25 protein-coding genes are annotated in these 26,067 nt (G+C 55.1%); 20 read left to right on the forward strand and 5 right to left on the reverse strand.

The window, feature by feature from the left end; genetic code table 11:
* Nucleotides 1–39: 39 nt before the first annotated feature.
* The 20 genes from bluB (at nucleotide 40) to P0120_13865 (ending at nucleotide 20,901) form a co-directional block, all read left to right on the forward strand.
* Nucleotides 40–723 (forward strand): 5,6-dimethylbenzimidazole synthase, encoded by a 684-nt coding sequence (bluB, locus tag P0120_13770; protein MDF0675385.1) that lies wholly within the window; start codon nucleotides 40–42, stop codon nucleotides 721–723.
* Nucleotides 723–1,319: a cob(I)yrinic acid a,c-diamide adenosyltransferase gene (locus P0120_13775; GenBank protein ID MDF0675386.1), complete on the forward strand. Its 597-nt coding sequence runs from the start codon at nucleotides 723–725 to the stop codon at nucleotides 1,317–1,319. Before bluB ends, P0120_13775 begins: the two co-directional genes overlap by 1 nt.
* Nucleotides 1,297–1,857 (forward strand): bifunctional adenosylcobinamide kinase/adenosylcobinamide-phosphate guanylyltransferase, encoded by a 561-nt coding sequence (gene cobU, locus P0120_13780; protein MDF0675387.1) that lies wholly within the window; start codon nucleotides 1,297–1,299, stop codon nucleotides 1,855–1,857. The genes P0120_13775 and cobU overlap by 23 nt, the downstream gene beginning before the upstream one ends.
* A 14-nt stretch (nucleotides 1,858–1,871) precedes the next feature.
* Nucleotides 1,872–2,927 carry a nicotinate-nucleotide--dimethylbenzimidazole phosphoribosyltransferase gene (cobT, locus tag P0120_13785; GenBank protein MDF0675388.1) on the forward strand — a complete coding sequence of 352 codons (1,056 nt, stop codon included), beginning with the start codon at nucleotides 1,872–1,874 and terminating at the stop codon, nucleotides 2,925–2,927.
* The gene (locus tag P0120_13790) at nucleotides 2,924–3,688 is read left to right on the forward strand and encodes an adenosylcobinamide-GDP ribazoletransferase (GenBank protein MDF0675389.1); all 765 of its coding nucleotides are present in this window, start codon (nucleotides 2,924–2,926) and stop codon (nucleotides 3,686–3,688) included. Before cobT ends, P0120_13790 begins: the two co-directional genes overlap by 4 nt.
* Nucleotides 3,685–4,641: an adenosylcobinamide-phosphate synthase CbiB gene (gene cbiB / locus P0120_13795; GenBank protein ID MDF0675390.1), complete on the forward strand. Its 957-nt coding sequence runs from the start codon at nucleotides 3,685–3,687 to the stop codon at nucleotides 4,639–4,641. Before P0120_13790 ends, cbiB begins: the two co-directional genes overlap by 4 nt.
* Complete coding sequence (gene cobD / locus P0120_13800) at nucleotides 4,629–5,741, forward strand: threonine-phosphate decarboxylase CobD (GenBank protein MDF0675391.1); 1,113 nt, start codon at nucleotides 4,629–4,631, stop codon at nucleotides 5,739–5,741. The genes cbiB and cobD overlap by 13 nt, the downstream gene beginning before the upstream one ends.
* Nucleotides 5,741–6,463: an adenosylcobinamide amidohydrolase gene (locus P0120_13805; protein MDF0675392.1), complete on the forward strand. Its 723-nt coding sequence runs from the start codon at nucleotides 5,741–5,743 to the stop codon at nucleotides 6,461–6,463. Before cobD ends, P0120_13805 begins: the two co-directional genes overlap by 1 nt.
* Nucleotides 6,460–8,001 carry a cobyric acid synthase gene (locus P0120_13810; GenBank protein MDF0675393.1) on the forward strand — a complete coding sequence of 514 codons (1,542 nt, stop codon included), beginning with the start codon at nucleotides 6,460–6,462 and terminating at the stop codon, nucleotides 7,999–8,001. The genes P0120_13805 and P0120_13810 overlap by 4 nt, the downstream gene beginning before the upstream one ends.
* 385 nt (nucleotides 8,002–8,386) lie before the next feature.
* Complete coding sequence (locus P0120_13815) at nucleotides 8,387–8,749, forward strand: response regulator (GenBank protein MDF0675394.1); 363 nt, start codon at nucleotides 8,387–8,389, stop codon at nucleotides 8,747–8,749.
* A gap of 30 nt (nucleotides 8,750–8,779) precedes the next feature.
* On the forward strand, nucleotides 8,780–9,289 hold the full coding sequence (locus P0120_13820) for a chemotaxis protein CheW (GenBank protein ID MDF0675395.1): 510 nt from the start codon (nucleotides 8,780–8,782) through the stop codon (nucleotides 9,287–9,289).
* 67 nt (nucleotides 9,290–9,356) lie between these two features.
* The gene (locus tag P0120_13825) at nucleotides 9,357–11,246 is read left to right on the forward strand and encodes a methyl-accepting chemotaxis protein (GenBank protein MDF0675396.1); all 1,890 of its coding nucleotides are present in this window, start codon (nucleotides 9,357–9,359) and stop codon (nucleotides 11,244–11,246) included.
* A gap of 53 nt (nucleotides 11,247–11,299) precedes the next feature.
* Nucleotides 11,300–14,659: an Hpt domain-containing protein gene (locus P0120_13830; protein MDF0675397.1), complete on the forward strand. Its 3,360-nt coding sequence runs from the start codon at nucleotides 11,300–11,302 to the stop codon at nucleotides 14,657–14,659.
* The gene (locus P0120_13835) at nucleotides 14,619–15,260 is read left to right on the forward strand and encodes a chemotaxis protein CheW (GenBank protein MDF0675398.1); all 642 of its coding nucleotides are present in this window, start codon (nucleotides 14,619–14,621) and stop codon (nucleotides 15,258–15,260) included. The genes P0120_13830 and P0120_13835 overlap by 41 nt, the downstream gene beginning before the upstream one ends.
* A complete protein-coding gene (locus P0120_13840; protein ID MDF0675399.1) occupies nucleotides 15,254–15,700 on the forward strand; it encodes a chemotaxis protein CheW in 447 nt (148 codons plus the stop codon). Before P0120_13835 ends, P0120_13840 begins: the two co-directional genes overlap by 7 nt.
* Before the next feature lie 38 nt (nucleotides 15,701–15,738).
* Complete coding sequence (locus P0120_13845; protein MDF0675400.1) at nucleotides 15,739–17,241, forward strand: response regulator; 1,503 nt, start codon at nucleotides 15,739–15,741, stop codon at nucleotides 17,239–17,241.
* Nucleotides 17,242–17,295: 54 nt separating this feature from the next.
* Nucleotides 17,296–18,234, forward strand: coding sequence for a hypothetical protein (locus tag P0120_13850; GenBank protein MDF0675401.1), 939 nt, complete (start codon nucleotides 17,296–17,298; stop codon nucleotides 18,232–18,234).
* A 61-nt stretch (nucleotides 18,235–18,295) separates the two neighbouring features.
* A complete protein-coding gene (locus P0120_13855) occupies nucleotides 18,296–19,174 on the forward strand; it encodes an AAA family ATPase (GenBank protein MDF0675402.1) in 879 nt (292 codons plus the stop codon).
* Nucleotides 19,159–20,250 carry an HD domain-containing protein gene (locus P0120_13860; GenBank protein MDF0675403.1) on the forward strand — a complete coding sequence of 364 codons (1,092 nt, stop codon included), beginning with the start codon at nucleotides 19,159–19,161 and terminating at the stop codon, nucleotides 20,248–20,250. The genes P0120_13855 and P0120_13860 overlap by 16 nt, the downstream gene beginning before the upstream one ends.
* A 63-nt stretch (nucleotides 20,251–20,313) precedes the next feature.
* Nucleotides 20,314–20,901 carry a hypothetical protein gene (locus P0120_13865; GenBank protein ID MDF0675404.1) on the forward strand — a complete coding sequence of 196 codons (588 nt, stop codon included), beginning with the start codon at nucleotides 20,314–20,316 and terminating at the stop codon, nucleotides 20,899–20,901.
* A 4-nt stretch (nucleotides 20,902–20,905) separates the two neighbouring features.
* Here P0120_13865 and lpxD read toward each other — a convergent pair whose 3' ends face one another.
* The 5 genes from lpxD to P0120_13890 form a co-directional block, all read right to left on the reverse strand.
* A complete protein-coding gene (gene lpxD, locus P0120_13870; protein MDF0675405.1) occupies nucleotides 20,906–22,006 on the reverse strand; it encodes a UDP-3-O-(3-hydroxymyristoyl)glucosamine N-acyltransferase in 1,101 nt (366 codons plus the stop codon).
* Nucleotides 22,003–22,452 carry an acyl carrier protein gene (locus tag P0120_13875; GenBank protein MDF0675406.1) on the reverse strand — a complete coding sequence of 150 codons (450 nt, stop codon included), beginning with the start codon at nucleotides 22,450–22,452 and terminating at the stop codon, nucleotides 22,003–22,005. The genes lpxD and P0120_13875 overlap by 4 nt, the downstream gene beginning before the upstream one ends.
* Nucleotides 22,453–22,530: 78 nt before the next feature.
* A complete protein-coding gene (gene fabF / locus P0120_13880) occupies nucleotides 22,531–23,787 on the reverse strand; it encodes a beta-ketoacyl-ACP synthase II (GenBank protein ID MDF0675407.1) in 1,257 nt (418 codons plus the stop codon).
* A 77-nt stretch (nucleotides 23,788–23,864) separates the two neighbouring features.
* Complete coding sequence (gene lptG, locus P0120_13885) at nucleotides 23,865–24,956, reverse strand: LPS export ABC transporter permease LptG (GenBank protein ID MDF0675408.1); 1,092 nt, start codon at nucleotides 24,954–24,956, stop codon at nucleotides 23,865–23,867.
* Nucleotides 24,957–24,960: 4 nt separating this feature from the next.
* On the reverse strand, nucleotides 24,961–26,052 hold the full coding sequence (locus P0120_13890) for an LptF/LptG family permease (protein MDF0675409.1): 1,092 nt from the start codon (nucleotides 26,050–26,052) through the stop codon (nucleotides 24,961–24,963).
* Nucleotides 26,053–26,067 lie beyond the last annotated feature (15 nt).

Consider the following 26,067-nt stretch of genomic DNA (forward strand, 5'->3'; position numbering starts at 1 on the left):
GCCATCATGAACGAGCGATGTCACGGAGTGCCCTGAGTCATGCGGGTTGAAGGTCGGTTTTCGAATGCAGAGCGTACGGCGGTGTACCGCGCGATCTTCGAGCGCCGTGATGTCCGCCGCAACTTTCTGCCGACGCCGATTCCGGATCACATTTTGAAGCGTGTGTTGACCGCTGCTCACCATGCCGGGTCGGTTGGATTCATGCAGCCCTGGGATTTTGTGGTGGTCAGGGATCAAACAACCAAGCGTGCGGTGAAAAGATTGTTTCAGCAAGCCAATGCCGAAGCCGCAACACGCTACCAGGGAAAACGCGCTGCGCTCTACCGAAACCTCAAGCTGGAAGGGATCGAGGAAGCCCCGATCAATATCGGCGTGACTTGCAGCCGTCAGCGTGGAGGTCCCCATGTGCTGGGTCGCTCCATGGTGCGTGACACGGATCTCTATAGCACTTGCTGCGCCATTCAAAACCTGTGGCTGGCCGCACGTACGGAAGGTATCGGAATGGGCTGGGTCAGCATTCTCGATCACAGCGCCTTGAAACGCGTGTTGAGAGTGCCCAAGTCGGTCAAAGTACTGGCGTATCTTTGTCTGGGGTATGTATCGAACTTTGCAACACAGCCGGATCTGGAAAGCGCCGGATGGCGAGAGCGGATTCCACTGGACCATCTCATTCACTATGAGTCCTGGGGCCGGACAGTGACTGAACGTAAGGGGAAACGGTGATGCGGATTACGAAGGTCTATACCAGAACAGGCGATGCAGGGAAAACGAGATTAGCCGGTGGACAGCAAGTATGGAAGGACAGCTTGCGCGTCGAAGCCTACGGGGCGGTGGATGAACTCAATGCGTCGATCGGTGTGGTACGGGTCATCAACGCCGACACGAAAGAAGAAGTTCAGGCAGCCCGACAACTCGAAGAAGAGTTACGCTGGGTGCAAAACAAACTGTTCGACGTCGGAAGCATTCTTGCCACGGCGCCAGGTCAGACGTTCAAGAACATGCCGCAAGTGGCGGCGCAGGATGTTTTGCGCTTGGAAAAACTGATCGATCGCTGTCAAAAAGATTTGGAGCCGCTCAAAGAGTTCATTCTGCCTGGAGGTGGAAAAGTGTCCGGTTTTCTCCATCAAGCAAGGACAATCTGCCGCAGGGCCGAGCGGGTCTGTGTCGCCCTATCAAAATCTGAACCGGTCGATTCCACCATCATTAAGTTCGTCAATCGACTGAGCGATACGCTGTTCGTCTTGGGTCGTTGGGTGGCGAAGACGCAGGGTGAGCCGGAGTTCTTATGGGAGCGCGATGTCGCAAAGAAAGCCGAGTAAGCGTCGATCGGCGCGACGAGCAAGAGGCCGCATCATACTCGTGCTTGGTGGAGCGTCGTCAGGAAAGAGTGAGGCCGCTCTCCAACTAGCCGGCTCACGAGGGCCGCGTGCATTCATCGCCACGGGGCAGGGGTTGGATGATGAAATGGCGGCACGGATCGCTCGGCACCAGGTCAGACGGTCGACGGATTGGGAGACCGTTGAAGAGCCGCTCGAAGTGGAGGTCTGGTTTGCCAAGCAGGGCTCTCGGTACCGGACGATTCTCTTCGATTGCGTCACGCTGTGGTTAAGTAATTTGGTCGGAACCGGACTAAAGGAATCGGTCGTTCTCGCCCGAGTTGAAACACTCTTGCAGAGGATGCGTACCGCATTGGCCAGGGTAGTCATCGTCAGCAATGAGTTGGGCCTCGGGCTGGTTCCGGCTGAGCCGTCGGCGCGAGCATTTCGTGATCTTGCCGGACGGGTGAATCAGAAAATTGCCGTCGGAGCGGATGAAGTCCATCTAGTTGTCGGTGGAATATCGCTTCGCTTGAAGTGAGTAGAGGAGCCGTTATGTCGATCCAGGACCTGTGCCGTCGAATTCAGCCGCTCGATGGAAGTTTGTATGCGAACGCAAAGCATCGATTGGATCGATTGACCAAGCCGCCCGGCAGTCTCGGGCGTCTGGAAGAATTGGCGGCGTCCTACGTCGCCATCACCGGCGAGCTGAAGCCAAATGTTCCGCGCGCCGTCGTATTTACCTTTGCCGCCGATCATGGAGTGGCTCTGGAAGGGGTGAGCGCTTATCCGCGGGAAGTCACGCCTCAAATGGTGTTGAATTTTCTACGGGGTGGAGCAGGAGTGAATGTGTTGGCACGGCATGCCGATGTGGACGTGAGAGTCGTGGATATCGGCGTCGATTATGAGTTCGGCGCCGTACCCGGTCTTCTTGATCGAAAAGTCATGAAGGGTACGCGCAATCTAGCGATCGAGCCGGCGATGACGCGTGACCAAGCCGAACAAGCTGTGATGGTCGGAGTCGAGCTGGCGACTGAGGCCGTGCGAGAAGGATTCGGCCTGATTGGGACAGGTGAAATGGGTATTGGCAATACGACGCCTAGCTCCGCTATCACGGCGGTGATGACCGGTCGGCCTACAGCAGAAGCGACTGGACATGGGACCGGCATCGACGAATCAAGCCGTCTACACAAGGTGACGGTGATTCAGCAGGCGCTGGACCTGCATCGCCCTAATCCAGCTGACGCGCTCGACGTCCTGACGAAGGTCGGGGGCCTAGAAATCGCGGGATTGGCCGGGCTGATACTTGGTGCGGCGGAGGCGCGGGTGCCTGTTGTGTTGGATGGATTTATTGCCGGTGCAGCGGCGTTAATTGCCGTCGGGCTTCAGCCATTGTGCCGTGAGTATCTCATCGCCTCCCATTATTCGGTCGAGCGGGGCCATCGCATAGTCTTGGACCATCTGAGATTGAAACCGCTGTTGGATCTCGACTTGCGTCTTGGAGAAGGGACGGGGGCTTGTCTGGGGATGGATCTGGTCTGTGCCGCGATCAAGATCTATACGGAGATGGCAACGTTCGATGAAGCCGGCGTGTCGGAGCGCAACACATGACGACCCTGGTTCGGCCGTTCCTCTTCGCATGGCATTTTTTAACCGCGGTCCCGCTCAGTAGACATCATCATGAACCCACCGCGATGGAATTGGCCTCATCGATGGCCTGGTATTCCACCGTAGGCCTTCTGATCGGTGGGACATTGGTATTGGCGGACACTGTGTTGACGAAGCTGTTTGCGTCGGAGATCGTGAATGTATTGTTGATCGTGCTGCTCATTGCCTTCACTCGCGGGTTACATCAGGACGGCTTGGCCGACACGTTTGACGGTCTTGCCGGTGGAAGAACACCAGCCGATCGCCTGGCTATCATGCGTGATCCGAGGATCGGGGCGATGGGAGCGACCGGCCTTTTTTTGTCGTTGATCCTCCGCTACGCAGCACTCATGGCCCTCCCACATCCTCTCCGTGTGCCGGCTCTTGTCTGCATGCCGGCGCTCGGCCGTTGGGCAATGGTCATCCTAGCCTGGCTATCTCCTTATGCAAGGACAGAAGGTGGCTTGGCGGCACCGTTCCTCGTTCATTTGTCCTTACTTCACGTGCTGGGATCGACATTCGTACTTGCCACAGCACTCATTCTGGCGTTCGGTGTCGCCGGGGCAGTAGTCATATTGGTCGGCAGTAGTGCCGTGGTCGTTACGGTTCAGGCAGGTTGTCGGTCCTTGTTCGGTGGGATTACAGGAGATACGTTAGGCGCGACAAACGAACTTGTGGAGATCATTTTCTTGCTTGTCGTTCCGCTGGTGTTCGTCCTGTCATGACGGGAAGTGAGCTTCTCCTCGCAGCAGGTGTCGATGCCGTCGCCGGGGATCCTCGATGGTTTCCCCATCCCGTTCGTGCGATGGGAATAGTGATTGCCTGGTGCGATGAACATGCGGGAAAGCTCTGTCGTCATTCCTATGCCTTGCGCACATGCGGTCTCTTGCTGGCTCTCGGTTTGCCGTTGGGTGTATTCGCGCTCTCTCGCGAAGCCGTCACCATGGCTGATGGTATAGCCTGGTGGTTTGGAAGTCTCTTGTCGATCGCACTCGGATGGACCACACTTGCTGGCCGGGATTTGTGGGATCACGTTCATGAGGTAAAGAGGCGACTTGATCAGAACGACCTCTCAGGAGCTCGTCAGGCCGTCAGCAGGATCGTCGGGCGGGATACCGAGCGGCTGTCGGAAGAGGAAGTTGTTCGGGCAACGATTGAAACAACAGCTGAAAGCACGAATGATGGAATAATTGCACCGTTGTTTTATCTCGTTGTGGGTGGAGCGCCTCTCGCGCTCGCCTACAAGGCGGTGAGCACGTTGGATTCGATGATCGGACACAAGGACGAACGACATGTCGATTTTGGCTGGGCATCCGCTCGACTCGACGATGTGGCCAACTGGATCCCAGCCCGTCTGTCTGCTGTCCTTATTCTCCTGGCTGCTGGTCTGGTCCTAGGCGGCAGTACGCCTATCAAAACAGGATGGCATGTGCTTTGGCGTGACAGCGGGAGTCATCCTAGTCCGAACAGCGGATGGCCGGAGGCGGCGATGGCCGGCTCGTTGGGAATTCAATTGGGAGGAATCAATTACTACGATGGCGTGCCCAACGAACGACCAGTGATCGGAACAGGCAGACGTCGGCTTGTTTTGAAGGATCTCACAATCGCATCTCGGATCATGATTGTCGCGTGTTTGCTGGGTGTCATCCTTGCGGTAGGAACGGTGTGGCTCGTCTGAAGCGTCGAATTCATGGCGGCAATGTTTACGCAGCCTCGCGTGAACTTGGCCTGGGTCTCGCCAAGCTCATTGACTTTAGCGCCAGTATCAACCCACTGGGGCCATCCCCACGCGTCTGGCGTGCCATCACCAATGCTCGTCACCTACTGACTCATTATCCCGACCCGGATTGTTGGGAACTTCGTCAGACACTCGCCAAGTTGTGGCAACGATCTCCGGCGCACGTTGTGATAGGAAACGGTTCGACGGAATTGATCGATGCGCTTCCTCGCGCACTCCGGATACGGCATCTCCTGGTTGTGCAACCCACTTTCTCCGAATATGCAGCATCGATGGCACGAATCGGTGGCCGTGTCAGCGCTGTATGCGCTACGCGCACTGAGCGGTACGCGCAACCGATCGATGGTCTCTGCCGCCTGATAGAGCAGAGGAGGAATGGATCGGACGCCTTTGATGGAGTCATGCTCTGCAACCCCAATAGTCCTAGTGGCCAAGCATGCTCTGTTGATGATGTTCAACGATTGGCACGAGCCGCTCAACGATGTGGTGTTTGGTTGGTGATCGATGAAGCGTTTGCCGATTATTGCCCAGAACGGTCATTCATTCCCCAAGCTTCCTCATGGCCGCGTGTCGTGATCTTGCGTAGCCTGACCAAGTTCTACGCCTTACCAGGTTTGCGGATCGGCTACGCAGTTGCACGGCCTTCCGTGATCGAGTTGTTACGTAGGCAAGTACCGCCATGGTCGGTGAATGCCCTGGGGCAGGTGGCTGCGCTTGCAGCCTTGGAGGATTCGGCCCATGCTCGAAAGAGCATGCAGTTTATGACAAAAGAACGAGAACGGTTTGGAAAACTGCTTGCTGCCTTGCCCGGCTGTTCAGTGATGCCGACGCACGCCAATTATTTCTTTATGGAGTTGCCTCGTGGCCGGCACGTGCGTGAGGTGACCGAGCAGTTGCGAAATGAGGGACTGCTGATTCGCGATTGTTCATCTGTTCCAGGATGCAACGCTCGTTCGATCCGGCTTGCCGTACGATCCCGACGAGAGAATGACCGGCTCATCCAAGTCTTGTCGAATCTGCTTCACCACGAAGCGTTGTGATGAAGGAGACTTCTACACGCGTCAGCACTCGACATCACGTGATTGGACACACCCTCGTGATCAATCTCGGAGGTCGGAGACGTGTCCTTTCATCCGCACCGCAAGGTGGTGGATTCAGGTCTGCTTCACACATCATCAACCATCAAGTTGAGGCGAACCCAAGCATGAATAAGCACTTTCCCAATCCAGCTCGTTACCTGCGAAAGCTGTCTTCACAGCTCAAGGTTGGATACTGCACTGTCGGACTCATGACCGCCGTACCGATGACACAGCTGGTCACGTCCCGAGTTTCGGCAGGCGAACTCTGGGTAGAATGTTTCGCCACGGTCGGAGTCACGAATGCGGTCCGTGCCGGAGAGTGGCCACAGTACCTCGCTCATCGAAAGGACACAAATTCGACGAGAGTCGGAACGATCAATCTCATCCTCATCACGAATGGTAGTCTCTCGACCTCCGCCATGGTCGGCACGGTGCAGGTTGCCACGGAGACAAAAACAGGCGTCTTGCGTGACCATGCCATACCGAGTTGTAAAGGGAGAGACCTCGCAACCGGGACCGGTACCGATGCGGTTGTCGTTGCATGCCGGTTGCGCGGCGAAGGACTACTACATACCTACAGCGGGACCCACACGATTTTCGGCGCGCTGGTCGGAAGAGCGGTCTCCGATTGTGTCTCCCGCGGCTTAGCCAAGGCAAAGAAGTGGCAGGAGCCTCACCAATGAAGGCGCGAGCGCTTGCAATCCTCGGTACCGGCTCAGATGTAGGGAAGAGTTTGATCACAGCCGGAATCTGTCGCCTGCTTCATCGTACCGGTGTCCGTGTCGCACCATTCAAAGCCCAAAACATGTCGCTGAATTCGTTCGTCACTCCTGAGGGCCGTGAAATCGGTAGAGCTCAGGCTCTGCAAGCAGCGGCGTGCGGCATTCCACCGCATGTCGACATGAACCCGATCCTCCTCAAGCCGGAATCCGACAACTGCTCACAGGTTGTTGTCCTGGGCAAGGTGTTTGGGAAGCGTGAGGCATCGGCGTACTTCGACTGCCGACAAGAGCTCTGGTCTGTGGTCGAAGAAAGCTACGCTCGGTTGGCAAATCAGTACGACGTGCTCGTCATCGAGGGAGCCGGAAGTGCCGCGGAGGTCAATCTCCGTGAGCACGATCTGGTCAATTGGCCAGTTGCCAAATTGGCTGATGCTCAGGTCGTACTGGTTGCCGATATCGATCGGGGTGGGGTCTTTGCGCAAGTTCTTGGAACCTTAGATTTGCTGGACTCGAACGAACGCACCAGGGTCCGAGGGATCATCATCAATAAATTCCGTGGTGATGCCAGGCTATTCGCCGATGGGGTGAAGTTCTTGGAAGCACGAAGCGGGCTGCCGGTCTTGGGAGTTGTCCCGTTTCTTCGTGATCTGATGCTCGATCAAGAAGATAGCCTCGATCTCGATCGGAACTTACAAACACGCTTTGCATCCGACCGACTCAATGTTGCCGTCATTTTACTGCCGCATATGAGCAACTTTACCGATTTCAATATCTTGGCATCTGAAGCAGATGTCGCATTGAAGTATGTGACTTCGCCCTCGATGCTTGCCGAAGCCGACATCGTGATGATCCCCGGGAGCAAAAATACGCTGGCAGACCTTTCCTATTTGAAGGAAAAAGGATATGTCCCCGCACTGGACAACCATCTACATAGGCGGCGAGAACTGATCGGTGTCTGTGGTGGCTATCAAATGCTCGGTCGCCGGATTTCGGATCCTCACGAGGTCGAGCAAAGCGGTACAAGCTGTGGACTGGGTTACTTGAATACCGAGACAGAGCTCAAACAAGTCAAGCGCACCACACAAGTCGAAGCAAGTGCGGAGGGCCGCTTCGCACAAGCGGAGACCGTGGCCCGTGGGTATCAGATCCATATGGGCGTCACGCGACGGGTGAACGAACTTCCATGTTTTAGAGTTCGCAGCCAATCAGTACTGGGTGAGGAAGCCCGCCTGTCGATCTCTACGAGCGAAGAAGAGTTCGATGGAGCCATTCGAAAAGACGGCCTTGTGTGGGGCACGTACATCCATGGAGTGTTTGATGAGCCTGGCTTTCGCCGAGCCTGGCTCAATCATGCTCGTGTCAGGAAAGGGCTTCCGCCTCTCGACGAGCTCGTCTCAAGGACAGTCACGGCACGATCACAGGGTGAACTTGATCGGTGGGCTGATCACGTCTCTCATAATCTCGATTTAACCTGCCTCATCGGATATCTCCACACATAAATTCCGGCAGTAGACAAAGGAACCCCGCTCGACATTTGTCGTCTAGTTCCTTCCAAAATGGTCCACGGATTCCCGCGTCGGTATCGGCTCCAATTTCTCCAAAGGAGTGCCGATATTCACCGTTTTCTTGCCAACTATCAGCAAGTCGCTACACTGCTTGAGAACAGCACGAAATCGGCTTTGTAAGGATAGGGAGAGATGCTTGCACGCGAGAATGTCGCTGATGCCGCGTATCCGGTGTGCCCAGCAAACAAAGAAGCGCGTACGCGTCGGCTGATATGCACAACAGACAGGAGAAGGAGGAGAACCGGCTGTGCAATCGGTGGGGTGATGTCGGTGCATTGAGGACAGCGTGAACATTTGTTGAAGAGAAGGGAAGAGGTTTATGAGCAAAATCATGGTTGTCGACGACTCGTACGCAGAACTGCAGTTGATCGAGTCGTATCTTAAAGCCGCCCAACACACCGTTGTATCATTCACGACCGCGGATGGGCTGGAGGACAAGATCGTCTCTGAAAAACCGGACCTCATCGTCTTGGATGTGGTCATGCCTGGCCGGAATGGGTTTCAGGCATGTAGGGATTTGAAAACCGATGCCCGCTTCAAGAGCATTCCGATCGTGCTCTGCACCTCGAAGGGACAGGCAAGCGACAAGTTCTGGGGGCAGCAACAGGGGGCTAACGGTCATGTGGTGAAGCCCTTCAAATCTGAGGACCTTCTGCAAGCGGTGAAACTTGCGCTGTGTTGAGAGAACCGATATTGTCGGAACCGCGAAACAATGATTTCCATCGATGAGTTGCCTCAAGTTCATTCAGATTCAGTCCTAGTACAGACACCACCCAATAAATCATTGAGGGTTTGCCTGGTTACATTGGGAGGAAAAACCTTCGCCATAGACTTACGCCAGGTTATCGAGGTCTTCGAGCCCGAGTCGGTCACGCCTGTACCAGGAATGCCTGCTTCGCTGGTAGGTGTTACCAATCTACGTGGAACCATCATTCCGCTTGCGGATGTGAGAGCTGCCTTGGGCGTATCCGTTTCCGTCCTTCCGAAATATGCTGTTGTTGTTCGTCATGGGACTCAACAGGTCGGTATCCTGGTCGAAGATGTACCGGAAATTCGCAGCTTCCAATCTGACGATCTAGTAACCCCCTCGGTTCGTACTGCAGACAAAAGACTCCCCTTGTTTTCTGGGCCCTTCACAACAGAGAAGAAACCGAGCGCCTTATTGGAAATGTCGCAACTGTTGGCCTTCATAGAAGAGAGGGCCAATGCCCAAAATCCATAGCGTCATATTATGGACAATTGTGCCGGCAAGGTAAGTCTTATCACGAGCAGCGAGCAGGAGGAGAGTCATGACGAAGGTTAGAAAGACGTGGAAATGGCCACCTCGTGCATGGTTTAAAAACCTGAAAGCCCTGCATAAGATCCTTGTCGGGTTTTCCGTCATCATTCTCGGCATGATGGCAATTGGTCTGATCGGTTTGATGGGTCTCAGCCAACTGAAGGGCCAGCTGAGTTCCATTTATGACGAATCAACCGTGGGGGTTTCGCAGGTCGCGGTGAGTAGTACCAACCTCAGCCTCTATCACAATGCGTTGTTGAGCGTTGCGGAGCAGAGACAAAAGAGTGATTTCGACGAAGCCATCATTCCCCTCGCCGAATTGAAGAGACGCACTATGACGCCGATTGAGACCTATCAGCCGTCCGCGGCGCACGAGACGGCGGATGGCCGCCGTGACGGACAAGAGTTGGACGTCCTCATTTTTGCGTTGAGAGAATACTTCGCATCGGCTGAAACCGCAGTGGGAGCGTTGAACGATAGCTTTGACCCATCGCTCACGGATGAACAACGGCAGTCGATGAGGGAACTGGGGATTACGGTGCTGTCGACGGAAGTGGCGTTGTGGCACGGCCGATCGATATGGCGCTTCCAATGGGTGGCACAGCTCATTCGAGACTTGGCGAGTGAATTGAATGATAGCGGGCAAAGCAGGGCCGTATACCTCACCAAGGTCATGCTCGGTGCAGCAGTTTCGGCACTCCTCCTGGCGATCGCTATAGGATATTTCCTTGCGCGCAGCATTGTAAGAGACATCATCCATGTAGCCGACGTCGCTACACAGGCTGCCGCTGGAAATTTGCGCGCGCGCGCAAGATTGGAAAGCGACGATGAGATCGGTCAGATGGCCGAGGCGTTCAACATCATGTTGGATCGAATCACGACACTGGTCTCGACGGAAGAAGAGCGGGACAGGATGCAAAAACAACTCGTGCAGTTCCTTGTGTTGGTGTCAGATGTCGGGAAAGGGGATTTGACTAAGCGCGGTGAAGTGACAGCCGATATGTTTGGAAATCTGGCGGACGGATTCAATCTCATGATTCAGCGCTTTTCGCAGTTGATGAAGCAAGTGCGCCAGGCAGCGGAACGTGTCAATACCTCTGCGAGCAAGCTGAGGGACAATGCCGGACAGATGGCCGGGACCGCCAAACACCAAGCTGACGAATCGATCAAGGCGCTCGGCGCGGTCGAACAGCTGGCGTCATCGATGCGCCAAGTGACCGAGACAGCGGGAGCGTCGTCCGAAGCGGCCCGCCAAGCCTTACAGGCCACCGAAGCCGGCCGGCTCGCGGTGCAGGAAACTGTTCAAGATATGCAGCGCATTCAATTGGCAGTCCAACGTATGTCGAAACAGATCAAGGCACTCGGCGACCGTTCATTGGAAATTTCACAAATCGTATCAACCATTCGGGATATCGCCAATCAAACCAACCTGTTGGCTCTCAACGCTGCGATTGAGGCTGCCGGTGCAGGTGAGGCCGGAGCACGCTTCGCCGTGGTCGCCGATCAAGTGCGGAAGCTCGCGGAAAGCTCGACGCAGGCGACACGCGAGATCGCGGACTTGGTGAAGGTCATCCAGAGCGAAACGCAACATGCGGTCGTTGCCATGGAGCACGAGACTCAGGCGGTCGAGGCCGGATCGGCTTCGGCCTTGCGTACGGACGATGTGTTTAAGGAAATTTCGGCGATTGCTCAACGGTCCGCAGAACTTGCCCAGCACATAGCGGCATCGGCGGCTGCCCAAACGGTTTCAACCGACCAGGTCGGGCGTTCGATCAAGGACTTTAGCGGAGGTGCCGTTGCAACACAAAAGGCCACCGATTCGGCACGCACGACGGTAGAGGACATGGTGACGTTGGCTGAAGGTCTGACTACTTCGGTATCACAGTTTAAGCTGGCCTGAGAATCTCCCTCATCCGCTGAGCGAGGAGAGCCTTCTGGTGTAACGAGGGACCGATGAGCTCGGAGTTCGACAGGCAGAATCTCATCAGCATTTTTGTCCTTGAAGCATCGGATGGGCTGGATGCCCTGACTAAAGCATTGCACCCTCCCGACGGTGCTGTTCCCACCGCTCAAGACCTTGCCGACCAATACATTGTCGCCCACCGGATTTGCGGAGCCGCTGCGCTGTATGGTTTCAGCGGAGTCGCTCAGCTGGCTGAATACTTGGAGATGCTACTTGAGCAAACGACGCCGATTTTGCCAGCTGAATGGGACCGAACGGTAGACTCGATGCGGAACATTACGCAAAGCCTTCAGAGAATCGTTCGAGCCATCGGACAAGGGGGCGTTGAGGATGCAGAAGCCGTAGAACACTGTTGGGCGTCGATAAAACAACGAGAAGGAAAACCAGACAATGAAGCGGCGTTCATGTCTTCCGCCCCGACAATCGATGGCGACTATCTGTTCCCCGGACTCGATGCCGAAATCTTATCTTATTTCGTACCCGAAGCTGAGGAGTATCTCGGCACCATTGACGAGCTGATTCGTATCCTTCGTGAGAAGCGGGATGATGCAGACTCGATTTACCGGCTCTTTCGTGCGGTACATACCCTGAAAGGCTCAGCCTACACCGTAGGCTTCCAAGCCATTGGAGATGTCGCTCGTCCGATGGAAGATTGCATGGTCGCGGTTCATGAACATCGCCTTCCCCTCAGCAATGACCTTCTTGGCATGCTTGCGAAGGCTGCGGAATTGATTCGGCTCATCCTTCGTCATGAACCAGCGAATGTGCAACTACTTCGGCACGATATACCGCTTGTTCTCAATCGTTTTAGCGAGGTGGCTGACAGTACAGCCGCCCCACCTGCACCGACAACTCCTTCCGACGGCCCAGTTACGGGTAGCCCAAATCCTGTCCAGCGTGAGCCTGTTGTTAGCACAGAAGTGCCGACCGCGGCCTTATCAGATAGATACTTTATTCCGGATTTGGATCCGGAAGTGTTCTCCTACTTTATCCCTGAGGCCCAGGAGTATGTGGAGCTCTTGGAAGCCAATCTCTTACGATTGGACAAGGAGCCTCAGAACAGGGAACTGATCCATCAGCTCTTTAGAACCGCTCACACCTTGAAAGGCTCAGCCTATACGGTTGGTTTTCAATCAATCGGTGATCTTATCCATCACGTCGAAGACTTCATGGGGTCGGTGCGAGATGGGAGCATCAACGTGTTACCCGGGCATACGGATCTTATGCTTCGGGCTATCGATGTTGTACGAGTACTGATGCGAAGAGACCTCAGCAAGGTGGACGACACGGGGCAACGATTCGAGGCTGCGCGAACCGAACTGAGACGATTGGATCAGGGTGCAGCAAGTGAGACGACGCCCACACATCAACCAGATGACGCCTCCAGTTCAGCGACCGCGGGACAGCCCGGAGGTGACGACCCTCGATCGCGGGATGATGGAGTTCCGAACGAAAAATCGCGAGAGGAACGTGAAGTCATCCGTGTCAGTCACGCGCGGCTGGAGCGATTGATGAACCTCGTTGGAGAACTCGTCATTGGACGTGGAAGATTGGAACAACGATTGCGAGTCTTGGAGCAACTGTCACAGCAAGTCTTGGTGTTCAAGAGCCGTTTAGTGGATTCCGTCCAATCCTTCGCCGACAAGCACACCTTTAGCTATCAGGACACATCCAGTACTGTAACCGCGTCTCCGAGTCAAGGACTTCCCGTATTCGGCGATTTCGGCAGTCTTGAGCTGGATAAGTACGATGATTTCAATATTTTGGCTCGGCGTATCGGGGAGGTCACCACCGATATCAGTGAGTCGATGTCGCAGCTGGATGGATCCATCCAAAGCGCCCATGACGAGATGACCCGACTGCAACACTTGACGCTGTTGATGCGAGACGAAATCGCCCGTGCCCGCATGGTTCCGATCGGGACACCGTTTACGAGGTTTCGTCGAGCGGTCAGAGAAATCGCCCGAGTTTCAAACAAGGAAGTGTCCTTGGTCACATCGGGCGAGCAGACGGAAGTTGATACCGGAGTCGTGGAACGATTGGTGGATCCATTGGTGCATTTGGTCAGGAACGCTGTCTATCACGGAATTGAGCCGACGGCCGATCGAATCGCGAAGGGGAAACCGGCCGTTGGAACGGTCTACCTCCACGCGGCTCATCGTGGGAATTCGGTCGTCATCGAGGTGGAAGATGATGGAGCAGGGTTGGATCTGGATAAAATACGGGCAAAAGCCGTCAGGACCGGAATCGCACAATCCCACCAGATACAAGCGATGTCGGATGCGGACCTCTTTCAGTTGATTTTCTTGCCCGGTTTTTCAACAGTCGACAAGGTAGGGGACCAAGCAGGTCGAGGCGTAGGACTGGACGTGGTCAAGCGAGTCATTGAAGGCATGAACGGGCATATCGAGGTGGAGTCTGAGCCTGGTGTCGGCACCAAATTTACTTTGAATCTCCCTCTCACCCTCCTCATCGCCACCGCGTTGTTCGTGCGGGTCGGTACCGAGAAATATGCGATTCCATTGCTGAGCATTCAGGAAGTTACGATGCCGACGCTATCCGCAGTACGGGAGGAAGGTAATCGTAAGCTCTTACAGCTCGACGAACAAGTTATTGAATTACAATCTCTCCATCACATCCTTCGCCGTGAACCGGGAAGCGTCGATTGGACGATGCCGGTCGTGATCGTCCGAACGGCTGCTGGCCCTATGGGCCTTGCAGTCGATGAACTGTTGGGCCGCCAAGAAATCGTCATCAAGCCGCTCGGACCACTGAAACTGTTGGAGCATTCGTTTTTCGGAGGGGCGACCATTGATCCAGAAGGACGGATAGTTCTTGTTATCGATCCAAGCCGTTTGATGTCGAGAGGAACGAAAGAATCGACTGCTCACGCTCCCTTTTCCAAGACCACACCACTTCCGGAACCGTCCTTACTACAACAGGAGATGTCGTCGCATAAGTCCCAAGAGGCCCGTCTGCTCTTGATAGATGATTCGTTAAGCATTCGAAAGTTCGTTGGAAGAATGTTGGAGTCCGCCGGATATCCGTTCGATACGGCCGTTGATGGCGAAGATGGGCTCCGAAAGGCATCGACGACAAATTATCGGATGATCCTCACCGATCTTGAAATGCCGAAGCTCAACGGATTCGAAGTTATTCAAGCTCTCAGAAGTCGTCCGGAAACCAGGCAAACGCCGATCGTTGTCATGACGACGAGGGCACGGGACAAACATCGGCAGATGGCGATGAGCCTCGGTGCCAGTTCATACGTCTCCAAGCCGGTAGATGAACGGATGTTGCTGCATGAGGTTGAACGGTGGCTTGGAAAGGCTCCGGCGCTGCGCAAGTAACCTTGCGGAAATACTTGTATCAATTGACGAAATGCAACTTGTTACTGAAAATGGGCAAGAAGGACTTGGCATGGGCGTCCAGGAAGCGATGACGGGAATTTCGTCGCCAGCTTTTTCATCACGATTTCTCATTGTGACAGTAGGCGAACGGTATCTGGCGTTGAATGCTGAATCTATTTGTGGGTTGATGACTCTCGAAGAGACCGGAAATGTTGAAAACCCGACGGTTCACGGTATGGTGTACGGTGCCATCAATCTCGCCGATCGATTGAGCGTACCGCATGATCAGGATGGGGCGAACGCCCGTGTCGTGCTACTTTCTGAAAGAGAAGCGCGTGCGAGCATTCGAGTCACCACGGTGCAGGGACTTCTTGAATTCCCACTATCTCAAGTCCTGCCGCTTCCTATGCAGTTCCGCGGCCCGGAACGGCACTGGTACCGCGGCATGATCCTATTCTCAAGAAGCATTGCGTTGGTGCTGGACACCACGTGGCTTCTTGATGAGCGGATGTCGGGCTTAGAAGGCAATTGCGGGCCAGAACGGACTCGTGAGCTTGTGGCGGATCCGAAGATTTCGGTGAACCATAGCCCGACATGCTGAGAACCGGCCAAAAGCATCAGCGGGAAACGTCGCGTCAATCATGGCAGCTGTTGGTGTTTTCGGTGGGTGGTAGACGACTTGCCGTGAAGACATTGGATATATCAGGCATTTTTCCGTGGAATGAATCAATCCCGATCGCTGGTCGAACACCTTTTGTCACGGCGGTGGTTCGCCAGGGGCAGACCGTGCTACCGGTATTCGATCTGGCTGCGTCCCTTCACCTTACTGTGCAAGGAAGCAGTCCCTTGTGTCTGAGGGTAAAGCATCCCCTCGGAGAAATGGCGATGTGCATTGATGAGGAGATTCCGGTTCTTCATACCTTTGATCCTGCCGCGCTTCAAACATATCAAGGTAAAGATTTGCCGGCCGAAGGTAGCTATACCAATGGCTTGGACGAGATCCCGATTCTCTCGCTATCACGACTTGGGTCGACTGTGTGACGATTCCCCGTGTTCCGGGACGGACGAAAGGTGCAGGCATGCCGAAGATCTTAATCGCCGATGACAGCATCGCAGTTCGCAAAGTTGCGGAGCGACTGTTGACCGAGGCCGGCCTCGGCGTCACTCTTGCGGCAAACGGAGAAGAAGCATTGGCCTATTTAGCAAAGGAACGGCCGGATGTTGTTGTGTCCGACGTCATCATGCCGGATAAGAGCGGGTATGAAGTCTGTGCCTTTGTCCGTGGAAACGCAACCCTCGCCGCGACGCCCGTACTGCTCATCTCGGGAATCGTGAACGATGAAGTGACCAGGCAGGCCGAGTCTTGCCACGCGAACGGAGTATTGAAGAAGCCGTTTCAAGGTACATCCCTAAAGGATCGAGTCCTCGAACTGATAGCAAAACGGCAGGAACCAGCAGCGGCCACGGTCGCCGAGCCGGCTTCCGTTCCCGCCGCGGCTCCCGCTGAGAAGATGATGCCTATGTCAGACCAACTGCAGCAGAGTCTGCGTCAGGAGACCGGCAAACTCAAAGAGTTTGAAGAACAGTTCCGGGCAGAACGGGTTCGATCAGAGGAACTGACCAGGCAACTGGCTGAGTCCACAGCGCAGCTCGCCAGAGCCAAGGAAAGCGAAGCGCAGTTGGCAACCGAGCGCCAACGCGCCGACGATCTGCAAGAATCACTCGTTAAGGTTGAAGAACAGTTCCAGGCCGAACGAGTTCGATCAGAGGAACTGATCAGGCAACTATCTGAGTCCACAGCGCAGCTCGCCAGAGCCAAGGAAAGCGAAGCGCAGTTGGCAACCGAGCGCCAACGCGCCGACAATCTTCAAGAATCACTCGTTAAGGTTGAAGAACAGTTCCAGGCCGAACGAGTTCGATCAGAGGAACTGACCAGGCAACTATCTGAGTCCACAGCGCAGCTCACTAGAGCCAAGGAAAGCGAAGCGCAGTTGGCAACCGAGCGCCAACGCGCCGACAATCTTCAGCACACACTCGCTAAAGTCGAGCAACAACTATCAAGAATCCCTGAGCTGGAATCGGCACTGAAGGCGGAGCAGGATGCGGTCGAAGCCTTCAAGCAGGAGGCCGTGAACTGGCAAAAAACTTCCGTTCGAATTGCAGAACTGGAGTCTGCTCTGAACGCTGAACGGGCGGCGGAGGAGCAACTTGTGCAACAACTGGTTGATTTGGAGCAGGTGTCGATCAGGGCAAGAGACGTGGAAGCAAAACTCGCGAATGCGGAACAGCAGAATGGTGAACTTCACCAGAAAATTCGTGACCTCGAAGTCGAACTTTCGACGGAACGGCGGAAGAGGGAAGAGACAATGGGACAACTTCAAGATTTGGAGAGAGTGGCGACGAGAGTTCAGGAAATGGAAGGGCTTCTGGCCGCAGAACGAGATCGCAACGGAATACTCGCTCGGCAAGTCGTTGAAGCCGAACAAGCCGCTGAGAGTGCCACAAAACGACTTGAGGAAATGGCACGCAAGTTAAGCGAGATTGCAGGATTGGCTTCCCAACTCGGACATGGGAGGGGATAATCCTGAGCCGGTCATCTGAACATCTAGTGTGGTCTTGTTGAAGGGCCGAAACCGATGTCCGTTGAAAGCGAAAGTGCGTTCCAGAAAGAACTGGTTGAACTGTTCGTTCAAGAGGCACAGGAATGGCTCCAGCAAATTCACGTCGCACTCGATGAACTACAGCAAACTCCCCCTTCAGAACGCCATCGTGTCTTGGCTCAGATGATCAAGGTCGGCATTACGAACCTCGGCGGATCTGCAGCCACGATCAACTTGTGCGATGTCGAGCGCGCCAGCTTCGCGGCCCTTCCCTTCGTTGAAGCCGTCCAAGACCCTTCCGTGCCAATCTCAACTGATGACTTTATCGCCCTGTGCAAACAGCTGGGGCACGTCCATGGAGCCCTGACTCGAGCGACAGGTCTGGAATTTGATGAGGAACAGGTACCGGCTTACGACGAAGACCCTCCAAGAATGATCTCGACGAAAGAATTGCTGATATTGCTCCGTGGATTGCAGGCTCAGCGCACGGCATCCGACACATTCCATCGCAATGTGGTTCAGACGATGGTGGCCCAGACGGAGGGATTGATGGGGTGCGGGGTCGAACAATGCAATGTGGCTTCCATCCGGGAATTTCTTGACCGGTCAGCCGAAGGAGATCAAGGCTTTCTCCAAGTCGTTCGACAAGAACTTCCTCAGCTAACGGCTGTGCTTCAGGCCCTCAAGCATCATAGCGTCGTCCCTGGCCCACTGTCTTCCGACCTGCATAATGCGGTTGAACGTGCCGCGCAGCTATGGTCTGCCGCTCAACAGGTCAATGCCTCCCATGCGATGGTGTTTTTTATGGGATTGCATAGCTTCCTCACGGTTGTGATGCAGCGTCGTGTGGTGGTAAATGCCGACAACTATGACGCAATCCATTCACGTTTGACCCAGAGCGTGAAGGGAATTGAGGAATGGGCGGAAAGCGGTCGGGCTGAGCGGATGGCGATACAAGGCGTATTGCCCCATTGAATGAGTCTCAGATCCGAGGCTTCCCTCCGGCTGGGATGCCGAAACGAAAAAGGACATACGAGTGCCACTTGTCGATGCGCTACAAAATCATAGTCTGATTCAAGATTCCGCCTACGAGACTCATTGGGGACTGCGTCTTCGCCCGTTTGAGAATGTACCGGATCCGAAGTTTTATGTCCCATCGGCCAAACATGAGGCAGCAATGGAACGAATGCTGTACGGGATCCAGGCCCGTAAAGGGATCGTGATGCTCACCGGTGAGATCGGAAGCGGGAAGACCCTCCTCAGTCGTGCCATGATTCTCAAGCTTCCTCGATCCCGGTATGAGATCGGACTGGTATCGAATCCGACTATCCCAGGGAATGAATTTCTCGGTGAGATCTTGTTTCAACTCGGGTTGGATCCCCACGGAACGCGAGTGGAGCAGTTGCGTCGCTTGAACGATCAACTGCTTGCCAACTACCATCGAGAAGTGGACACGGTTGTGGTGGTGGATGAAGCCCAGGCCATTGAACACGATCGCTTGTTTGAAGAGCTGCGCCTCCTTAGTAATTTCCAGTTAAATGATCGGTTTCTCATCACCCTCGTGCTCGTAGGACAGCCGGAACTGCGGGACCGTATCGCCCGCATTCCGCAGCTTGCTCAACGGGTGGCCATACAACACCACATTGAATATTTGGATCGCGCCGAGACGAAAGCCTATATCCTGGCTCGTCTCGCTGCTGCCGGGGGCGAGCTGCCGATATTCTCACCCGGTGCAATTTCCTCCGTCTATCATCGCACCGGTGGTGTGTGCCGATTGATCAACTCACTCTGCGACTTGTGTCTCTACTTCGGGCGTGTTTCAGAAGTGCGTCAGATCAAACGCGCGTTGGTGGAGAAAATCGCGAATGAAGTGCTACATCGACGACACAATACCGGCGCATGGGTGATGTCTTGACGACCTGGTATCAAGAGGCAGAATACGCGTTGGGCGGGATAGCGACCGCTGTTCTGGAACATCGGTCCATATCACTGGAACCACTTGAAGCCCTTGCAACGGGCGTCGTGTCATCGCTGCAGCGCAACGATGAGCTGGTCGTACAAGCCCTAGCGGGAGCATTCGGATCACCTCTCATCACCAATCTGATCAATGTGGCCATACTGGGAACCAAGGTCGGAATCGGTCTCGGGTACTACGGAGAAGAGCTGCACCGGTTGGCCCTAGCGGGATTTGTCCACGATATTGGATTGTTTGCCGTGCCGAAACCCTTACTCACCAAGTCCGGCCGTTTGACCCAGGAAGAGCGGGAACTCATCGAGGGGCATCCTGAGCTGGGATATCAAGTTGTTGAGAAGTGCGGACCGGCGTATCACTGGTTGGCACAATTGACGCGTCAAGCTCACGAACGCTTCAATGGGCAGGGATACCCCAATCGACTCGCTGGAAGAGCGGTCAGTGAAATGGCTCAGATCTTGGGTGTGGTCGACGTATTCGATGCTTTGGTGAGCGAGCGCCCCTATCGCCGTCGTCTGCTTCCGCACGAAGCGATCAAGGAACTTCTGGTCGCTGAACGAAAAACCTTTCCTCGAGAAATCCTGAAGGCGCTCGTCGAGCAGTTTTCGGTGTACCCGCTTGGGACGACAGTGCGATTGACGAGCGGAGAAGTAGGAACAGTGACCAACGTGAATAGCCGTTATCCACTTCGCCCGGTCGTGCGGATGGATGATCAGCGGGAATATGAAGGAAGTGGTGCTTGTGAGATTGATTTGAGCCGCACGCCAGCAGTATCGATTGCGGAGATTCTACAGCCTCCTGTCGTCGGACGTATCACATTTTCGAAAGCACCCCCCAAACCGGTAGCGTCTGTTGTGCCGACCGCTGTTTCTGATTCCTTCACGTCGCTGCTCGAAAGCCTTGACGCGGTTGCGTTGACACTGCAGGGCGTGGTGGACACCAAGAAAACCTCGTTGAAGCCACCGGATGTCGATACGGATATGGATGCCATGACGGGGATCGATCGCCCGTTTCGCTAGCAGATCGACCTCAAAGAGCCCCCCCTCCTTCTACTCTTTGCTCTAGAGATCCGGATGGTTATAATGGCAACCCTAACTTCCGGATGTCTTGACGATCGCGAAGAGAATCAGGTGCCGAAGCTCATCAACGTTCATCATCCACAGCAGGCGATGCAGCTGGCTCAGGAGTACGTAAAAACGTACATCCTCATGCCGTCCAGTCTTCTAGGCCTCATCTGTATGATCGGCGCGATCGGAGGTCTGGGATACCAGTGGCTCTCAACCAAGGGCTATACCTTTGAGACCTTTTATCAGAGTTCGGGGTTGTTTCTATCGGGCGTAGGCTTGGGAACATTGCAGACGCTCTATCAACGGCATCTCTTGCGGGAGTTCCCCGAAGTTCTGGCGGCGCGTATGAAAGAAGGACTGAATCGGCAGAGAGGCACGCTCAAGAAGAGGTCGGATGCGACGACCATCAAGCATCCGGGGCGTCAGTTCGTTCCGCTCGCATATTTGCTGGGCGCGATGGTCTTAATCGGAGGGACCATTGCTGCGTATGTCTACGGCAGCGTGAGCATAGTTCCGGCGCTCTTGATGCCCTGGGCCGGGTTTTATTGGACAAGGCTGTTCTTGTGGCGGAGAGTGATCAAGGTAGGAAAACCCGAGAGGTGAAGTTTTAGCTCTTTTTAGAACGGGCTGCTTTTAATCGAGGAACTCGACCTGCCGAATCTTTCAGCTGCGTTTCAAGGGCCACCACGCGCTGCTCCAAATCCCGCACGAGTTGTTTCAGCTCTGGGAGCCGAAAGATAGTGCCCTGAACTCTCAGTGCTTTTTCCCGCGGCATTGCCGGGATGCCTCCGACGATCTGGTTCGATCCCAAGCTACGATTGACTCCTGATTTCGCCGCAATCATCACTTGATCGCCGATGGTCAGGTGATCGGAGAGACCGGCCTGGCCGCCGATTACCACATGATGGCCGATGGTTGTGCTGCCGGCGATGCCTACCTGCGCGACGAGAATGCTGTGCTCTCCGACTGTGACATTGTGGGCGATCTGGACGAGATTGTCGACTTTGGTGCCCTGCTTTATCAGGGTCCGCCCGAACGTTGCGCGGTCGACCGTCACATTGGCTCCCAGTTCAACGTCGTCTTCGATGACAACGCTGCCGAGTTGCGGGATCTTATGATGCCGGCCTTGATGCTGCACGTATCCGAACCCGTCGGCTCCGATCACGGTTCCGCTGTGCACGATCACTCGCGCACCAAGTGAACAGCTCTCGCGAACGACGACATTAGGGTACAGCACGCAATCGTCCCCGATCGTTGAATCCGATCCTACGAAGACCCCCGGACAGAGTGTGACGCGATTGCCGATCGTCACGCGGTCGCCCAAAGTCACAAAAGGCCAGATAGAAGGATCGGTTCCGATCCGCACATCGGCTCCCTGTATCACCTGTTCGGCAATGCCCCGAGGTGCCTGGTGCCGGACAAAAAAGGTCTGTGCGACGCGCGCGAAGGCCAACATCGGATGGTCCACGACGATTTGCGGCACAGCGAGATCGGGCAAATGGCGATGAACCAGTAGCGCTGCTACACGAAGGGCTGCCGCCGCCTTAGACATTTTGTCGTTGGTGATGAATGACAACGCGTCTGGATTGGCTTCGCCGAGACTTGTTAAGCCGCAGATCGGTGTCTGGCTGTCGCCGTGGAGCGTCCCCCCGACGACCTCTTGGATTTGAGCCAATGTGATCGGAGAAGGCGGTTGGGGCTTGCTCATCGGGTCACGACTTTCTTCTTCCCGGACGTAACGGCGGCTGTCTTCTTCGGCTTCCCGGCGGAGGCGGGCTTTGATGGAGCCGCCTTCTTGGTGGACGAAGGCTTGGCCGCCTTGGTCGTGGTCGACTTGGTTGATTTTGACTTGCTCGCAGCGGTCGCGGGTTTGGCCGACTCTGGCTTGGACTCAGGCTTCAGTTCAGCGAGCCGCCGCTGAACATAGGCGGCCACGGTACCAACGGTACTTAACCCTGGGAGGTCTTGATCTGGGATTTGAAGTTTGAATCGTTCCTCGATCTCGAAGAGCAATTCGATGGTGGCCACTGAGTCGAGGCCCAGATCATCTCGGAGATGATGAGACTCGGTAATCGACGCAGGGTCTCGTTTAAGATAGCTGGCTAAGGCCTGAGTAATTTTAGAGGTAATCGCGGGATCGACGGGTTCAGTCATTATGGGTACTCCTTCAAATGGAATGAGGCTTTTCGCATGTGAATTCCGCGAGTGGTCCTCGATATCGTTCAACTGTTCTTACGCCACAAATTTTTTCAAGACGACCGTGGCATTGTTGCTGCCGAATCCGAATGCGTTCAAGAGGGCGTAACGAATTCTTCGTTCCTGCACGGCATGCCGGATCCCATCCAATTGGCAGGCCGGATCCGGTTCCTCGTAATTCGCAGTGGGATGAATTTGTCCGGTGTGTATTGAAAGGGTCGTCGCCACGGCGCCGATCGCGCCTGCCGCCCCCAAGGTATGGCCGATCAGTGACTTCGTGGCATTGACGGCGATTTTGTCCGCGCGATTCTTAAAAAGAATCCTGACCGCTTTGGTCTCAACGGCATCGCCGATCGTCGTGGAGGTCGCATGGGCGTTGATGTAGTCGACCTGATCAGGACCGATGCCGGCAGAGTCTAGACCGATCTTCATGGTCATGGAGATTTCCTGACCATCCTCCTGCGGAATAACCATGTGATAGGCTTCGCTGGTCGCGGCATATCCGGCAAGCTCAGCATAGACTCTCGCTTTCCGCTTCTTGGCATGCGCCCATGATTCCACGACTAATGCGGCAGCGCCCTCTCCCATGACGAATCCATCTCGGTGTCGATCGAACGGACGTGAGGCTCGTTCCGGAGCATCGTTAAACTCGCTGGAGAGAGCACGCAAGGAACAGAATCCGGCAAAGACCAACGGAGTAATGCTCGCGTCGGCTCCGACGGCGATAATGACATCGGCTTGACCGCTGCGAATGCATTGAAGGGCTTGACCAAGAGCATGGGCACTGGAGGAGCAGGCCGTCGAGATCGTGAGGTTCGGTCCTTTGGCTCCGTGTGCCATCGCGACGATGCCCGAAGCGGAGTTCAGCGTGATCGTAGGAATGAAATTGGGATGGACGCGGTGTGGTCGTTGAGTTTTAAAGAGCTGCGTAATTTCACGCTCTCCCATCACCATCCCGCCCATACCGGCTCCGACGATGACGCCGACGCGATGGGGAGACTCCTTGGCCATGCTCAGATCGGCATCGGCGAGCGCTTCTTTCGTAGAGACCAAGGCGAATTGCGCGTAACGATCCACGCGGCTCGCTTGCGTAGTCGGCAAATACTGCTCCGGTGAAAAATTGTGGACTTGCCCGGCAACTCGCGAACGATAGCCGGACATCGGAAACCACCCTAGGGAAGGGATCGCCGTAATCCCAGAACGGCCCGCGAGGGCCGCCTTCCAGAATTCACTGACGCCGATCCCGATGGGAGATACTACCCCAAGACCGGTAATCACCACGCGCGAGGCCATGTTTCTCCCTCCTTATGGGCGCACACGGCGCCTTTCTTACCGGAAGACCGAGGTACAGTCAACTAGGAAACCTCTCTTCAATGTCTAACCTTCAATAATAGATAAAGCCCGAAGCTGAGGAACAGCGCATTGGCCATCCAACCGGCCAGCATGGGAGCCAAAGCGCCTCCTCGTCCTAGCGCGATGGCGACGGAGTGCGTCGTCCAGTAGCAGAATCCGACGATGAACGCTTGTCCGATACCCATGGCCATATTTCCACCGCGGACTCCGCTTCGCCGCAAACTTAGCGCAATCCCGACGAGCACCATCACGACGGTCACCAATGGGAATGCGACACGGCCGTAGTAATCCGTCAGCAGACGGGCGAACGAGAAACCTTCATGCCGAAAGCGCGCGAGGTAATTCCGGATTTCTTGAAACGTCATGGTTTCTGAGTTCCCCACAAGTGAGGAAGAGAAATCATCGGGAATCAGCGGAAGGTTGATCGCATGTTCCGTAAACAGTGACAGCTCGACGGTATCGTCCGATTGGAATCGGCGATGATTTCCGTTCAGCAGGATCCAGCCCTGAGGAGTATAGCGGGCTTCAGCCGCTTCCGTCATCCGATCGAGCTTAAACGGCGGACGAAAATAAAAGATTCGTACGCCTCGAAGGACTTTGCCCGCGACATCGATCTCATTGACTTCCATCAGGCCGTCGGCGCTGATACGGGTCCAGGGCTGGACGGCTTTGACGGTGACAGGAGCCGGTCTTTGTTCGATTTGGACCACCCGGACTTCTTCGGCTTTCTCCGAAGCGAGCGGAATGACGGTCGAGCTGAAGAGAAAGAGAATTACAGACACGCCGCCGGCAAACAGGAGAAACGGCGAGGTCATCCACAACAAACTGATCCCGCAGCTGCGCATAGCGGTGATTTCGTTGCTGCGGGCGAGAAGACCAATCGTCAGTAGGGTCGCCACAAGAATGGCGAACGGGGCGACTTGAAAGGAAATTGAAGGGATCTTCAACGCAAAGTACGTCAGGATAGGGAGGATGCCGGACTCATACCGAAGAAACCGGCGGACTTTTTCAAAAAAATCAATGACCACGTAGATCGTCACCAAGCCGGAAAAACAGATTCCAAAAATTTTCATGTACTCGCGGAGGATATACCGAAATAGAATCGTCATGATGCTAGCGTTTGCTCATCCGTAAGAAGAGGGCGATGGTGATCACAACGAATATGACATTGGGCAGCCAGGCGCCCCAAAAGGCATGCAGGATCAAGGCTGTCACCAGGAAATCGCAACCGACATTCAGAATATAGAACGCGATGATGATGCCCACGCCAACGGCGAATCCGCCCATACGACCGGACCGTTTCGACACGATTCCGACCGGTACTCCCAGCAGACAGAATATAAGCGATGCGGTTGGGAACGCCAGGTCTTTGTAATATTCCATGAGGCGGCGAAGCGCGCCGGCATCTTTGCCGCCGGTTTCTGCGAGGCGGACCATAATTTGATCGTAGGACGGACGTTCCTCTGTCGCAGAGTAGCTGCTGAGGTTCAGGTTGATCTTGATGTCGTAGCTCGTGAAAGCAATCCGTTGGGATTGATCGACCTGGGGCGGTCGGCTATGAATCATGCCGTTCTCCAATCGGAGTGCGACGTGGTCATGCTCAGAATCCATGAAGATATGGTACTGTTCCGCCACGATGACTCGTGGTTCATTCGGTAGGCGTTCATCCGAGATAAAGATGCCGGGAGCGGGACGTCCCTGCTCTCCTTCTGGGACATAGATCATCATGTTCGGAATCGGCTCGTTGAAGGTCCCACGTTCCAGGGCGAGGGCGAGTTGATCTTTCAACAGATTGAGAGCGACCTTCTTTAGGTTCAGGGAACTCCATGGCTGCCCCCATTGAGACAATATCAATGTCAGCGTAAAGACACACACCGAGAAGAGGAGTACCGGCTGCGAGAGACGAAACAGGCTGAGCCCGGTGGCGCGCATCGCGATCAGTTCCTTGTCAAAAGACAACCGGCCAAATGCCGTAACCGATGCGATCAGGCCCGCGATCGGAAGCGTGAGCACGAGCCCCGAAGGGAGCAGCATGGCGATCACTTTGAGAACTGCCCAGAAACCGACCCCCTTGGACACCAGCAGTTCGACAAGACGCAAGAGTTCCTTGGTCAACATGACAAAGCAGAGCGCGCCGAGGCTGAGACCAAACGGAGAGAGCAGTTCCGTGAAAATGTAGCGATCGAGCAGCGTTCGTAAGATCACAGAATGTCTGGATCG

This window comes from Nitrospira sp. (assembly GCA_029194675.1).
Taxonomy (GTDB): Bacteria; Nitrospirota; Nitrospiria; order Nitrospirales; family Nitrospiraceae; genus Nitrospira_D.

Excerpts from the sequence above, each read along its gene's own strand:
- bluB (MDF0675385.1), top strand. The coding sequence starts at position 40 with ATGCGGGTTGAAGGTCGGTTTTCGAATGCAGAGCGTACGGCGGTGTAC.
- P0120_13775 (MDF0675386.1), top strand. The coding sequence starts at position 723 with ATGCGGATTACGAAGGTCTATACCAGAACAGGCGATGCAGGGAAAACG.
- cobU (MDF0675387.1), top strand. The coding sequence starts at position 1,297 with ATGTCGCAAAGAAAGCCGAGTAAGCGTCGATCGGCGCGACGAGCAAGA.
- cobT (MDF0675388.1), top strand. The coding sequence starts at position 1,872 with ATGTCGATCCAGGACCTGTGCCGTCGAATTCAGCCGCTCGATGGAAGT.
- P0120_13790 (MDF0675389.1), top strand. The coding sequence starts at position 2,924 with ATGACGACCCTGGTTCGGCCGTTCCTCTTCGCATGGCATTTTTTAACC.
- cbiB (MDF0675390.1), top strand. The coding sequence starts at position 3,685 with ATGACGGGAAGTGAGCTTCTCCTCGCAGCAGGTGTCGATGCCGTCGCC.
- P0120_13805 (MDF0675392.1), top strand. The coding sequence starts at position 5,741 with ATGAAGGAGACTTCTACACGCGTCAGCACTCGACATCACGTGATTGGA.
- P0120_13810 (MDF0675393.1), top strand. The coding sequence starts at position 6,460 with ATGAAGGCGCGAGCGCTTGCAATCCTCGGTACCGGCTCAGATGTAGGG.
- P0120_13815 (MDF0675394.1), top strand. The coding sequence starts at position 8,387 with ATGAGCAAAATCATGGTTGTCGACGACTCGTACGCAGAACTGCAGTTG.
- P0120_13820 (MDF0675395.1), top strand. The coding sequence starts at position 8,780 with ATGATTTCCATCGATGAGTTGCCTCAAGTTCATTCAGATTCAGTCCTA.
- P0120_13825 (MDF0675396.1), top strand. The coding sequence starts at position 9,357 with ATGACGAAGGTTAGAAAGACGTGGAAATGGCCACCTCGTGCATGGTTT.
- P0120_13830 (MDF0675397.1), top strand. The coding sequence starts at position 11,300 with ATGAGCTCGGAGTTCGACAGGCAGAATCTCATCAGCATTTTTGTCCTT.
- P0120_13840 (MDF0675399.1), top strand. The coding sequence starts at position 15,254 with ATGCTGAGAACCGGCCAAAAGCATCAGCGGGAAACGTCGCGTCAATCA.
- P0120_13845 (MDF0675400.1), top strand. The coding sequence starts at position 15,739 with ATGCCGAAGATCTTAATCGCCGATGACAGCATCGCAGTTCGCAAAGTT.
- P0120_13850 (MDF0675401.1), top strand. The coding sequence starts at position 17,296 with ATGTCCGTTGAAAGCGAAAGTGCGTTCCAGAAAGAACTGGTTGAACTG.
- P0120_13860 (MDF0675403.1), top strand. The coding sequence starts at position 19,159 with ATGGGTGATGTCTTGACGACCTGGTATCAAGAGGCAGAATACGCGTTG.
- P0120_13865 (MDF0675404.1), top strand. The coding sequence starts at position 20,314 with ATGGCAACCCTAACTTCCGGATGTCTTGACGATCGCGAAGAGAATCAG.
- lpxD (MDF0675405.1), bottom strand. The coding sequence starts at position 22,006 with ATGAGCAAGCCCCAACCGCCTTCTCCGATCACATTGGCTCAAATCCAA.
- P0120_13875 (MDF0675406.1), bottom strand. The coding sequence starts at position 22,452 with ATGACTGAACCCGTCGATCCCGCGATTACCTCTAAAATTACTCAGGCC.
- fabF (MDF0675407.1), bottom strand. The coding sequence starts at position 23,787 with ATGGCCTCGCGCGTGGTGATTACCGGTCTTGGGGTAGTATCTCCCATC.
- lptG (MDF0675408.1), bottom strand. The coding sequence starts at position 24,956 with ATGACGATTCTATTTCGGTATATCCTCCGCGAGTACATGAAAATTTTT.